Consider the following 11802-nt stretch of genomic DNA (forward strand, 5'->3'; position numbering starts at 1 on the left):
GTTCCGGCGAAGGGCGGGTCAGAAGTCGCGGACGAGGAAGATCCTGCCGTGCAACGGGTCCGTGACCCACACCGTGCGCGTGCGCTGGTCGACGGCGACGGCGCCGGGGTTGATGCCCAGCGACAGCTCGCCGCTCAGCGTGCCGGCCGTGCCGTCGACCCGGCCGATCCCGTTCTGCCCGCCGTTGGTGTACACCGTGTTCGTGCCCTGGTGCACGGCCAGCGCGGACGATTCGCTGCGCAGCAGCACGGTCTTGCGCTCGGTGCGCGTCCCGGCGTCCACAATGGACATGTGGTGGATGCCGGAGTTCGCGACGTACACCGTGCCGCTGTCGTAGTGCACCGCGACACCGGTCGGATTGCGCCCGACCTTCACCGAAGCGACGAACTTCCCGGTGTCGATGGAGAAGACCTCGACCGAATCCGTGGTGGTGCTGGCGCAGTAGGCGAGCTTGCGGCCGGGGTCGACGCCGATCCCGGCGAGGCTCGGCTTCGGGCCCGGCACGAGCGCCACCAGCGTGCAGCTCACGCCGTCGAGCACGGCGAGCGTGCCGGTGCTGCCGCTGGCCGCGTAGACGCGGTCGGCCCGCTCGTCGACCGCGAGCGCCGACGCGCCGGCGCCCGCGCCGACGACGCTCACCAGGTCGTGGGTCCGGCCGTCCAGTACCACCACGGTGCCCGCCGGCGGGTTCGCGACGTAGACCCGGCCGGCCTTCGCGTCGACCGCGACGTCGCGGGGTTCGCCGCCGACGTGGAGCACCTCGTCGATCGACGCGCTACGGGGATCCACGACCGACACCGTCCCGGCCTGGGGATCGGTGACGTAGCCGAGGCCGGTGACAGGGTTCACCGCGACCCGGTCCGGCGCCCCGCCGAGGTCGATCGACCGGACGTCCTCCGCCCACGCGGACCCGGGCAGCGCGAGGACCCCGGCACCCGCTGTGACCAGCGTGAACAGGGTTCTCCGGCGTAGCACGCCACCGGGCATCGCCGCCGTCCTTTCGTCTTCCAGCCGCCTCCGCTCGTGATCGACTTCCTGCCGAGCGTAACCCGCGCCATCACCACGTGAAGGAACTTCGCGTCCCCCGATCGCGTTGTTTCCACTGGGTAACCCACTTGGAGAGCGGACGGAGGCGAGCGCGCGTGCACGGGCACCAGAACGGACTCAAGACGGCATTGCTGCTCGGCCTGCTGTCGGCGATCATCGTCGCGATCAGCGGGCTCTTCGGCCGGGGTGCCCTGGTCATCGGCCTGGTCATCGCCCTGGGCATGAACGCGTTCGCCTACTTCAACTCGGACAAGCTGGCGTTGCGCGCGATGCGGGCGCGTCCGGTGTCCGAGGTCGAGCAGCCCGCGATGTACCGGATCGTGCGCGAGCTCGCGCACGTCGCCCGCCAGCCGATGCCGCAGCTCTACCTCAGCCCGACGGCCGCGCCCAACGCGTTCGCGACCGGCCGCAGCCCGCGCCACGCCGCGGTGTGCTGCACCACCGGCATCCTGGAGCTGCTGAACGAGCGTGAGCTGCGGGCGGTGCTCGGCCACGAGCTGTCCCACGTCTACAACCGCGACATCCTCATTTCGTGCGTCGCCGGTGCGCTGGCCAGCTTGATCAGCGTGCTCGCGAACATCGCGCTGTTCTTCGGCGGCAACAACCGCGACGGCAGCCCGCTGGTCAGCCTGATGCTGATCTTCGTCGGGCCGATCGCGGCCGCCGTCATCCGGATGGGTGTCAGCCGATCGCGGGAGTACCAGGCCGACGCGTCCGGCGCGGAGCTGACCGGTGACCCGCTGGGCCTGGCCTCGGCGCTGCGGAAGCTGGAGGCCGGGACGCGGGCGCGGCCGCTGGTGGCGGAGCCGCAGCTGGTCTCGCAGTCCCACTTGATGATCGCGAACCCGTTCCGTCCGGGCGAGGGCCTCAGCAAGCTGTTCTCGACCCACCCGCCGATCGAGGACCGGATCCGCCGGCTCGAGGAGCTGGCCCGCCGCCAGTTCTAGGCGGTGGCTCCCGCCGCTGCGGCGACGGCCTTCACGTAGTCGCCGTAGCCGGACTTCGCCAGCTTCTCGCCCAGCGTGTAGCACTCGTCGGCGTCGATGAAGCCCATGCGCAGCGCGATCTCTTCGAGGCACGCGATGCGTACGCCGGTGCGGTGCTCCAGCACCTGCACGAACTGGCCCGCCTCGAGCAGCGAGTCGTGCGTGCCGGTGTCGAGCCAGGCGAACCCGCGGCTGAGCTCGACCAGCGTGGCGCGGTCCTGGCGCAGGTAGGTGAGGTTGACGTCGGTGATTTCGAGCTCACCGCGCGCCGACGGCGCCAGCGACCGGGCGATGTCGACGACCTGGTTGTCGTAGAAGTACAGCCCGGTGATCGCCTTGTTCGACCGCGGCTTCACCGGCTTTTCCTCGATGGTGATCAGCTTGCCGTCCGGACCGACCTCGCCGACGCCGTAGCGCTCGGGGTCCTTGACCGGGTAGCCGAACAGGACGCAGCCGTCGAGCTCGCGCACGGCCTGCTGCAGGCGGCCGGAGAAGCCCTGGCCGTAGAAGATGTTGTCGCCGAGCACGAGCGCCACGTCGTCGTCGCCGATGAAGTCCGCGCCGATCACGAAGGCCTCGGCCAGGCCGTTCGGGCTGGGCTGCTCGGCGTAGGAGAACGAGACGCCGAACTGGTCGCCGTTGCCCAGCAGTTTGCGGAACATCGGGAGGTCGGTGGGGGTGGAGATGACGAGGATCTCGCGGATCCCGGCCAGCATCAGCACCGAGATGGGGTAGTACACCATCGGCTTGTCGTAGACCGGGAGCAGCTGCTTCGACACCGCCTGGGTGATCGGGTGCAGGCGGGTCCCGCTGCCTCCGGCCAGCACGATGCCCTTCATGAACTGTCTCCCTCTCCTCGGCGACCTCGACCCGCCCCACCCTACGGGCCGGTCTGGTGTCCAAGTGAAGAATGGCTAGAAGGCCGGTCCCTTGCCGAAGTAGGCTCGGCAGCCGGCGTTGTCCTCGGTCGCGATCTCCAGCACGTTCCGGCCGTCGTCGACCGGCAGCAGCGTCGAGGAGTAGTTGGGGCAGAAGTTGTTCCAGATGCCGGTGATGTGCACGGGAGCGGGCAGCTCGTACCAGTGGCCGCTGCCGAAGTCGTCGTTCGCCAGCAGCACCTGGCCGTTCTGCGGCCGCGGCTTGCCCTTGGCGTCGGTGTAGATCTGCCCGACCATGACGATCCGCACACCGTTCGGGCCGCCGGGGAACAGCGTGATCGTCTGCGCGTGCTGGAAGTAGCCGCCGTCGGCGGTCTCGACCCGGGTGCCGGGGTCGGCGGGATCACCCCAGTTGGCGCCGTCGGGCGAGATCTTGAAGTACGGGTCGCAGTAGCGGTCGCGGAAGTTGCAGATCTCGTAGGCGAAGTAGTAGCGGCCGTCGGGCAGCCGCCGGATGATCGGCATGCCGGGCCGGACGCGGTCCGGCGGGATCGCCATGGTGAGCTGCTTGGTGCCCCAGGTCACGCCGTCGGTCGAGGCGACCCGGTTGAGCACCTGCGCGTACTTCGGCGCCTGCGTCTCGTCGGCGAAGTGGAGCCACAGCGTGCCGCCGGCGTCGACGGTGAACTCCGGCTCCCAGATGCCGTCGATGTTGTGCGACCGCGCGGCCTCGGACAGGAAGGTCCACGAGCGGCCGCCGTCCCGGCTGGCCCAGACCCGGATCCCGACGCGGCGCCGCGGCCCGGCGTCCTGCCGGTAGGACGCAGCCCACAGCAGCGTGCCGGCCCGGAGCTTGCCGACGCGCTGCGGCAGCTCGTAGACGGTTCCGCAGCACATGCCGGACCAGCCCTCGTCGTCGTGGATCTCGCCGATCTCGTGGAACGACTCGCCCTCGTCGGTGCTCTCCAGGACCGGGGTGAACTTGCCACCGGCGTCTTCGCTGGACAGCGTGGCGATGATGCGCCCGCGGCCGACGACGGAGTGCTCGAGCCGGATCAGCCGCGCGTAGGCGCCGAAGCCGGGCACGAGCTGCCGGCGCTCGGCGGCGTTCGCCGGCGTCAGCATCGCCGCGACGGAGGTGAGCGTCAGCACGAAGACGAGCAAGCGGCGCATCGTTGACCCCTTTCCACGCGGTGACGGCGCGATTACAACACGCAGCCGGCGGGGTTGGGCGGGAGTCACGCGGCCCATTCGCGCGTTCGGGTGACGGATCATGCGGTAACGCTCCGGCAAAGGTCGCCGAAAGATCACGGGAGGGGCCAGTGGCGGGTCCCGAGGGGGAACGATGAAATTCAGGCTGTCCTGGTTGCTGCTCGTGGTGCTGACCTCGGCGTGCGCGCCCGCCGGCGGCTACGGCGAGATCCTCGAAAGGCCGTCCGGCCATCCGGCCGCGACGGTTCCCCTCACCACACCGCCCAGGCCGGCCCCACGCGACCTGCCGGCCGAAACGCACACGGGCAAGGGCAGCGGCGAGTTCACCACGAGCTGGCCCGCCGATCAGCTGGGCTTCTTCACGTTCGACTGCCCGAAGTGCTCGGGCAACGTGCTGATCGACACGGACGGCGGCGAGGACGGCCTGGTCAACGCGATCGGCGCGTACAAGGGCACGACGTGGCTGAACACGTACCCGGACCGGCCGACGAGGACGGTGACGATCCGCGCGACCGCCGCATGGACGGCGACGATCGCGGACCACCGGAGCTTGACGACAGCGGAGAGCGGCAAGCCGGCGAAAGGCACGGGCGACGCGGTCCTGAAGCTCCCGGCCGGGGTGACACGCGTCCAGTTCGCGGCGAAGACGCCCAACAACGTCGCGCTGTGGGTGATCTCCCCGGAGAAGCGCGACCTCCTGGTCAACGAGATCGGCGACACCCAGGTGGAATGCGACGTCCGCGGTCCGGCCCTGCTGAGGGTGGACGGCTACGAGGCGAGCTGGACGCTGACGCCGTCCTGAGCGGGCACCCGGAGCCCGGGTGCCCGCGGCGGCGTCACCGGTAGTTGGTGAACTGCAGCGCGATCTCGAAGTCCTTGCCCTTCAGCAGGGCGATGACCTCCTGCAGCTGGTCCTTCTTCTTGCCCGAGACCCGCAGCTGGTCGCCCTGGATCTGGGCCTGCACGCCCTTCGGGCCCTCGTCGCGGATGAACTTGGCGATCTGCTTCGCCTTGTCCGAGGCGATGCCCTGGAGGATCTTGCCCGAGACCTTGTAGATCTTGCCCGACAGCGCCGGCTCGTCGGCTTCGAAGGCCTTCAGCGAGATGCTGCGCTTGATCAGCTTCTCCTTGAACACCTCCACCGCGGCCAGCGCGCGCTCCTCGGTCTCGGATTCGATCGTGACCGCCTCCTCACCGGCCCAGCTGATCGCCGTACCCGTGCCGCGGAAGTCGAACCGCGTCCCGAGCTCCTTGCTCGCCTGGTTCAGCGCGTTGTCCACCTCCTGGCGGTCGACCTTGCTCACGACGTCGAAAGAGGGATCCGCCACGTGTCCTCACACCTCGTACTCGCTAGTCAGGGGCCACCCAGCCTAGCCCCCACCGGGGGATGGGTATCCCGGTTGACCCCCACCGAGGACCCTTGGGTAAGCTTCTCCCCGGCCGGTACGACCGGCCTGGGCGGGTTACCCGAGTGGCCAAAGGGGACTGGCTGTAAACCAGTTGGCTTATGCCTACGGGGGTTCGAATCCCTCACCCGCCACCCTCGTTCGTCGAGAGCCCTGTCTGCGGAAAGCGCAGACAGGGCTCTCTTCGTTGTGTCCTTTGGGGGTCGAATCCCCAAGCCCCCGCCAAGGGGCTCCGCCCTCTGGACCCCCGGCCGTGGTCGCCCTGGTGGGCAAGTGCCTGTTTCACTGTGGGAACCGTCGCTCAAATGGACTAGGCGATTTCGCAGTCGGGTGCGGTTAATTCGGCGATTGGCTCCGGGTGGTGATGGTGACGTATTTCCGGCGTCTTGTCCTCGAGCTCGTGTGGTTCGATTCGTTGGTTGTTCTTGGCGCGGTTGGTGTCGATTTTCGCTGGTGACTGCAGGTAACGGGGCTGTTCGTCGGCTATGTGTTATTTGGGGGATATCGTCTGGTGATCCGCTGGTTGTCCGGTGGATCGACGATTCGGATGGCTTCGATGGACAATTCGGCCGAAGGCTCGTTCGGCCTTTCGACCTTATTTCTGAAACGTACCTGATCGCGCGTAACAGCTTTCTTGAGCGACTCGACCCCAGTTCGGGGTGCAGGGCTTCCGGGGAATTCACCGAGCCGTTGGAGGAGCACATGTCCACTACCGCGACGTTGCGACCCGTCCGTGAGGAACTGGTCCGGGTGCAGTACGCCGAGCCCGCGCTCGTCGCCGGCTACGCGAACGACCACGCCGGATGGGGACCCACCGCGCGCTACCACCATTCGCGGCGCCACGCCATCGACCAGGTCCTCGACGGCTGCCCCGGCGGCGACCTGCTCGACGTCGGCTGCGGGCCGGGGATGATGGTGCGCCACCTGCTCGACACGCGGCGTGGCGACTTCCGCATCACCGCGTGCGACCAGTCCCCGGCGATGGTCGACGCCGTCGCGGCGCGGGCCGGCACCGAGGTGCGGCTGTCCGTCGGGGACATCCAGGAGATGCCGTTCGCCGACCGGCAGTTCGACGTCGTCCTCGCCATGGGCGTCCTCGAGTACACCGACGCAGCGCTCGCCCTGCACGAAGTCGCCCGCGTCGCGCGGCCCGGCGGGCTCGTCGTGACGACGATGCTGAACCCCAAGAGCCCGTACCGGCTCTTCGAATGGGGCGTCTTCTGGCCCGCCCGCCGGACCCTCGGCGCACTGGAACGCGCCGTCGGTGTCCCGCCGTCGAGACGGCACGGCGCCCGCCGCACCGGGATCGTCGCGCTCACCCCGCGGCGCCTGCGGGAACTCCTGTGGCGCGCGGGCCTGCAACCGGAGGAGGTCATCGCCTACGACGTCACCGCGTCGGTGCCGCCGTTCGACCGCCTGGTCCGCCGCTGGGACCGCTCGTGGCGCGCGCACCCGGAGACGACGATCGCCCGCGGCGCGAAGCGCTGGCTCGGCACCGGGTACCTGATCGCCGCCCGGCGGCTCTGAACGCGAAGAACGGCCGGTTTCCGCGGGGACGGGAAACCGGCCGTTCTCCAGGTGGCGGCGCTCGGGGTTACGCCGCCTGGGGAACCGGCGTCGAAGCCGGGGTCAGGGCGAGGTCCAGGACCTCGCGGACGTTCGCCACCGCGTGGACGTCCAGCTGGGCGAGCACCTCGGCCGGGACGTCGTCGAGGTCCGGCTCGTTGCGCTGCGGGATGATCACCGTCTTCATCCCCGCGCGGTGCGCGGCCAGCAGCTTCTGCTTGACGCCACCGATCGGCAGCACCCGGCCGGTCAGCGACACCTCGCCGGTCATCGCGACGTCCGCGCGGACCACGCGGCCGGAGAGCAGCGACGCCAGCGCCGTCGTCATCGTGACGCCCGCCGACGGCCCGTCCTTCGGGACCGCGCCCGCCGGGACGTGCACGTGGATGCCGCGGTTCTTCAGGTCACCGACCGGCAGCTCCAGCTCCGCGCCGTGCGAACGCAGGTAGGACAGCGCGATCTGCACCGACTCCTTCATCACGTCGCCGAGCTGACCGGTCAGCTGCAGCCCGGACGCGCCGGACTCCTGGTCCGCCAGCGACGCCTCGATGTAGAGGACGTCACCGCCGGCCCCCGTCACCGCCAGGCCGGTCGCCACGCCCGGGGTCGCCGTGCGCTGGGTCGACGCCGGCAGCGACGACTCCGGGATGTGCCGGGGCCGGCCGAGGTACGTGTCCAGATCAGCGGCGTCCACCGTCAGCGGCAGCGCGACCTCGTCCAAAGCCACCTTCGTCGCGATCTTCCGCAGCACCTTCGCGATCGTCCGGTTCGCGTCGCGCACACCCGCCTCACGGGTGTACTCGGCGGCGATCCGGCTGAACGCGGCGTCCGTCAGGACGACGTCCGAAGTGGCCAGTCCGGCGCGCTCCAGCTCGCGGGGGAGCAGGTGGTCGCGGGCGATGGTGACCTTCTCGTGCTCGGTGTAGCCGTCCAGCGTGACGAGCTCCATGCGGTCCAGCAGCGGGCCGGGGATGGTCTCGAGCGCGTTGGCCGTCGCCAGGAACACGACGTCGGACAGGTCCAGCTCGACCTCGAGGTAGTGGTCGCGGAACGTGTGGTTCTGCTCCGGGTCCAGCACTTCGAGCAGCGCCGCGGTCGGGTCGCCGCGGTAGTCGGCGCCGACCTTGTCGATCTCGTCGAGCAGCACGACCGGGTTCATCGAGCCGGCTTCCTTGATGGCGCGGACGATCCGGCCGGGCAGCGCGCCGACGTAGGTGCGGCGGTGGCCGCGGATCTCCGCTTCGTCGCGGATGCCGCCGAGGGCGACCCGGACGAACTGGCGGCCCATGGCCTTCGCGACGGACTCACCCAGCGACGTCTTGCCGACCCCGGGAGGGCCCGCGAGGGCGAGCACCGCGCCGGAACGCCGTCCGCCGACCGGGCCGAGACCCGATTCCGCGCGACGCTTGCGCACGGCCAGGTACTCGATGATGCGTTCCTTGACGTCGTCGAGGCCGGCGTGGTCGGCGTCCAGGACGGCCCGCGCCGCGGCGATGTCGTAGACGTCCTCGGTGCGCTCGTTCCAGGGCAGCTCCAGGACGGTGTCCAGCCAGGTGCGGATCCAGCCGCCTTCGGGGGACTGCTCGGACGTGCGGTCCAGCTTGTCCACTTCGGACAGTGCGGCCTTCTTCACGTGCTCGGGCAGGTCGGCGGCTTCGACGCGGGCGCGGTAGTCGTCGTCCTGCGCGGTGCCGTCGAGCTCGCCGAGCTCCTTGCGGATGGCTTCGAGCTGGCGGCGCAGCAGGAATTCCTTCTGCTGCTTCTCCATGCCCTCGGCGACGTCCTTGCGGATCGTGTCGGTCACCTCGAGCTCGGCGAGGTACTCCTTGCTCCACTCGAGCGCCTTCTCGAGGCGGGCGCTGACGTCCAATGTGGACAGCAGCTCGAGCTTCTGGCCGGTGTCGAGGTACGGCGCGTTGCCGGACAGGTCGGCGACCGCGGACGGCTCTTCGACCTGCTGGACGGCGTCGATCAGCTGCCAGCCGCCGCGCTGCTGGAGGATCGACATGACGACGGCCTTGTACTCGGCCGCGAGCTGCGCGGTCCGGTCGTTCGTGGTTTCGGGGGCGTCCTCGGCGTGCACCCAGCGGGCGGCGCCGGGGCCGTCGGCGATCCGGCCGACGAGCGCGCGGCCGGTGCCGCGCAGCAGGACGGCGGCCTTGCCGCCGGGCACGCGGCCGATGCGCTCGACCGTCGCGACGGTGCCGAATTCGGCGTACTCGCCGTGGACGCGCGGGACGATCAGGACTTCGGCTTTGGTGGCCGCGGAAGAGCGGATGCCGGGGAAGGACGCCTGGCTCGGCGTCTTGGCCTGGGCGGACTCCACCGCTGCCCGCGTCTCGGTGTCGGTCAGGTCGAGCGGGACGACCATGCCCGGCAGCACGACGTCGTCATCGAGCGGGAGCACGGGCAGGAGGCGGGTGTCGGACATGTGCACTCCTCGTGTAGTTGAGTCTGCCTAGCTCAACTCTCCGATGGGCATGTTTGTTTCCCCAAGCGCGTTCGCCCACAGCGATCAAGAAAAGTGCAGGTCAGGGCCCTGGTCGACGCGCGACGGCGCACCAAGCGAACTCGTCCGGCTCGTCGGACGGCCCGATGAAGTACATGACCGTGATCATCAGCAGGCACACCGGCCCGACCAGTCGATCAGCTCCCGCGTGACGTCGTCCGAACTCGCGGTCGACCGCCCAGTGGTGCGTTCCGCCCAGGTACCAGTCGTAGACGCGCGCCGCGGACGGCTTCTCCGTGTCGACCCCGGCGGGCGCGATCGGCGCGGTATCGCTCATGCACCCGGTTTCTCCGCGACGGCGCACCACGCGAACGGGCGGGCCTCCGCCTCCAGGGCGTTGATCTTCCGGTCGGGCCGCCAGTCCGGCAGGTGCACGATGCCCGGCTCCAGCACGGTCCAGTCGCCGAACAGCGGCTCGATCTCCTCGCGGTCGCGCAGCCACACCGGGTTGCTCGTCTTCCGGTACTGCTCGACGAACCAGCGCAGCCCCTCCAGGTACGGGCCGTCGCCGTCGCCCTCGCTCATCTGCGAGATCGCCAGCCAGCTGCCCGGCGCGAGCGCGTTCCGGTACGCCTCCAGCAGGCCTTCGGGGTCGTCGTCCGGCCCGACGAAGTGCAGTACCGCCGCCATGATCAGGCAGACCGGCTTCGAGAAGTCGATGAGCCGCTTGGTCTCTTCGGCGCGCAATACGGCCTTCGCGTCGCGCATGTCGGCCTGGACGATGCCGGCCCAGTCGGTCGCCACGCCTTCTTCGAGGATGAGTGTCGCGTGGGCGACGGCGACCGGCTCGTAGTCGACGTAGACGACCTTCGCGTCGTGGTCCTCGGGCAGCTCGGCCTCGACGACCTCGTGCACGTTCCCGGCCGTCGGGACCCCGGAGCCGAGGTCGACGAACTGCCGGATCCCGGCCCGCAGCGCCGCCCGCACCGCGCGGTTCATGAACTCGCGGTTCTGCTTCGAGCCCGGGCGCACGAGCGGCCACTGCTGCTCCATGCGCCTGCCGAACTCGCGGTCCACGGCCCAGTTCTGCGTACCGCCCAGGTACCAGTCGTAGATCCGGGCCGCGGACGGCTTCTCGGTGTCGACGCCTTCGGGCGCTCTCGGCGCGGCGTCCCGCTGCTCGGTCACTTTCAGGCTCCCCTCGCGGCTCCCGGGCCTAAGCCTATAAGGACCGGGCACCGAGGGTAATCCTCCAGAGGTTCACCGAACGGCTGGTCGACGCTGCCAGTACGTCCACAGCGGGCGGTAGCCCTGCGCGTACCAGAACGGCGTCGACAGCGGGTTCGCCGCTGCGTGGTGCAGCAGGACGACGTCGGCGCCCTCCTCGTCGAGGACGTGGTGCGCGTGCGTGGCCAGCGCCGTGCCGACGCCGGACGACCGCGCGGCCTCGGCGACGGCCAGTGACGACAGGTAGCCGACGCGGGTCGCGGCGACGCGGTCGCTGATCCAGCCGGTCTCGCCGGGGTGCTGGACGTTCACCATGCCGAGCGGACGGCCGTACAGCTCCGCGATCCACAGCGGCGGCTCGGGCCGGTTCAGCTGCTCGGCGAGGTCCTTGGCCATGATGTCCTCGACGCCGGCGCGCCAGTTCACCGTGCCGTACTGGGCGTCGTACGAGTGCAGCTCCATGCCGAGCGCCACCACGGTTTCGAGGTCGCCGGGCTCGGCACGGCGGATCTTGACCCCCGGCGTCCCGCGCGGGCTTCCCGGGATCAGCCGCTCGGCCGGGCGGACCGCGATCACCCGCAGCGGCGCGAAGCCGTGGTGCAGCATTTCGCGCGCGCCGGCGGCGTCCCGGCTGGCGCGCGGGACGATCGCCGCGGTCTCCGTGTCGCCGCGCTCGGCGACCGCGCGCAGATGTTCATCCCATCGAGTGAGGAGTGCGTCGAGGGCGGCCGCCGGGTGCGGGCCGGCCAGCTGGAGGTCGAGCCGGTGCTCGGTCAGCGCCCGCCACGGCGCGTTCGGGGCGTCCTGGTCGACCTGGATGCGCGAGGCGAGGCCGGAGGCGGCCGAGTCGCCGGTCGCCACCTCCAGCACCACGGCGCTTTCGGCCGCTTCGAACGGAGAAGAACCGGGGAGCAGGGAATCCACCGCCGCGAGCCGCGCCGCGTGTTCGGTGGCAATCACGTCGCTGTGCATGGGCACATTGAAGCGCTACCTGGGCGTCCGTGTGCAGGGAACCACCCGGCTCCCGGCCA

General features: G+C 70.2%; 10 protein-coding genes, 1 tRNA gene and 1 pseudogene. 4 read left to right on the forward strand and 8 right to left on the reverse strand.

The features are described 5' to 3' along the window. Positions 1–18 precede the first annotated feature (18 nt). The gene (locus A3CE_RS0126600; RefSeq protein WP_020643157.1) at positions 19–987 is read right to left on the reverse strand and encodes a YncE family protein; all 969 of its coding nucleotides are present in this window, start codon (positions 985–987) and stop codon (positions 19–21) included. A gap of 155 nt (positions 988–1142) precedes the next feature. On the opposite strand from A3CE_RS0126600, the gene htpX reads away from it, so the two are divergent. Next, a complete protein-coding gene (gene htpX / locus A3CE_RS0126605; RefSeq protein WP_020643158.1) occupies positions 1143–1994 on the forward strand; it encodes a zinc metalloprotease HtpX in 852 nt (283 codons plus the stop codon). On the opposite strand, the gene rfbA is transcribed toward htpX, so the two are convergent. After that, positions 1991–2872: a glucose-1-phosphate thymidylyltransferase RfbA gene (rfbA, locus tag A3CE_RS0126610; RefSeq protein ID WP_020643159.1), complete on the reverse strand. Its 882-nt coding sequence runs from the start codon at positions 2870–2872 to the stop codon at positions 1991–1993. The two genes, htpX and rfbA, sit on opposite strands and share 4 nt — an antisense overlap. 75 nt (positions 2873–2947) lie before the next feature. Continuing rightward, positions 2948–4084: a sialidase family protein gene (locus A3CE_RS0126615; RefSeq protein WP_020643160.1), complete on the reverse strand. Its 1137-nt coding sequence runs from the start codon at positions 4082–4084 to the stop codon at positions 2948–2950. Between the two features lie 172 nt (positions 4085–4256). Here A3CE_RS0126615 and A3CE_RS0126620 point away from each other — a divergent pair, with 172 nt between their 5' ends. Next, positions 4257–4925 carry a hypothetical protein gene (locus A3CE_RS0126620; RefSeq protein WP_020643161.1) on the forward strand — a complete coding sequence of 223 codons (669 nt, stop codon included), beginning with the start codon at positions 4257–4259 and terminating at the stop codon, positions 4923–4925. A gap of 34 nt (positions 4926–4959) precedes the next feature. Here A3CE_RS0126620 and A3CE_RS0126625 read toward each other — a convergent pair whose 3' ends face one another. Continuing rightward, positions 4960–5451: a YajQ family cyclic di-GMP-binding protein gene (locus A3CE_RS0126625; protein WP_020643162.1), complete on the reverse strand. Its 492-nt coding sequence runs from the start codon at positions 5449–5451 to the stop codon at positions 4960–4962. A 129-nt stretch (positions 5452–5580) separates the two neighbouring features. Here A3CE_RS0126625 and A3CE_RS0126630 point away from each other — a divergent pair. Both A3CE_RS0126630 and A3CE_RS0126635 read left to right on the forward strand, forming a co-directional pair. Further along, a tRNA-Tyr gene (locus A3CE_RS0126630) sits at positions 5581–5663 on the forward strand. A gap of 568 nt (positions 5664–6231) precedes the next feature. Beyond that, on the forward strand, positions 6232–7056 hold the full coding sequence (locus A3CE_RS0126635; protein ID WP_020643163.1) for a class I SAM-dependent methyltransferase: 825 nt from the start codon (positions 6232–6234) through the stop codon (positions 7054–7056). A 67-nt stretch (positions 7057–7123) separates the two neighbouring features. Here A3CE_RS0126635 and lon read toward each other — a convergent pair whose 3' ends face one another. From lon to A3CE_RS0126655, 4 genes and pseudogenes are all read right to left on the reverse strand, one after another. Next, positions 7124–9526 carry an endopeptidase La gene (lon, locus tag A3CE_RS0126640; protein ID WP_020643164.1) on the reverse strand — a complete coding sequence of 801 codons (2403 nt, stop codon included), beginning with the start codon at positions 9524–9526 and terminating at the stop codon, positions 7124–7126. 223 nt (positions 9527–9749) lie between these two features. Beyond that, positions 9750–9881: pseudogene (locus A3CE_RS58740) on the reverse strand (SAM-dependent methyltransferase); the annotation flags it as partial. After that, the gene (locus A3CE_RS0126650) at positions 9878–10732 is read right to left on the reverse strand and encodes an SAM-dependent methyltransferase (RefSeq protein WP_020643165.1); all 855 of its coding nucleotides are present in this window, start codon (positions 10730–10732) and stop codon (positions 9878–9880) included. The pseudogene A3CE_RS58740 and the gene A3CE_RS0126650, both read right to left, overlap by 4 nt. A gap of 72 nt (positions 10733–10804) precedes the next feature. After that, positions 10805–11743, reverse strand: a complete 939-nt coding sequence (locus A3CE_RS0126655; RefSeq protein WP_020643166.1) for a GNAT family N-acetyltransferase — start codon at positions 11741–11743, stop codon at positions 10805–10807. Positions 11744–11802: the final 59 nt, after the last annotated feature.

Origin of the sequence: Amycolatopsis balhimycina FH 1894 (assembly GCF_000384295.1) — a bacterium.
Taxonomy (GTDB): Bacteria; Actinomycetota; Actinomycetes; order Mycobacteriales; family Pseudonocardiaceae; genus Amycolatopsis; species Amycolatopsis balhimycina.

Coding starts and splice junctions, on each gene's coding strand:
- A3CE_RS0126600 (WP_020643157.1), bottom strand. CDS start 987: ATGCCCGGTGGCGTGCTACGCCGGAGAACCCTGTTCACGCTGGTCACA.
- rfbA (WP_020643159.1), bottom strand. CDS start 2,872: ATGAAGGGCATCGTGCTGGCCGGAGGCAGCGGGACCCGCCTGCACCCG.
- A3CE_RS0126615 (WP_020643160.1), bottom strand. CDS start 4,084: ATGCGCCGCTTGCTCGTCTTCGTGCTGACGCTCACCTCCGTCGCGGCG.
- A3CE_RS0126620 (WP_020643161.1), top strand. CDS start 4,257: ATGAAATTCAGGCTGTCCTGGTTGCTGCTCGTGGTGCTGACCTCGGCG.
- A3CE_RS0126635 (WP_020643163.1), top strand. CDS start 6,232: ATGTCCACTACCGCGACGTTGCGACCCGTCCGTGAGGAACTGGTCCGG.
- lon (WP_020643164.1), bottom strand. CDS start 9,526: ATGTCCGACACCCGCCTCCTGCCCGTGCTCCCGCTCGATGACGACGTC.
- A3CE_RS0126655 (WP_020643166.1), bottom strand. CDS start 11,743: ATGCACAGCGACGTGATTGCCACCGAACACGCGGCGCGGCTCGCGGCG.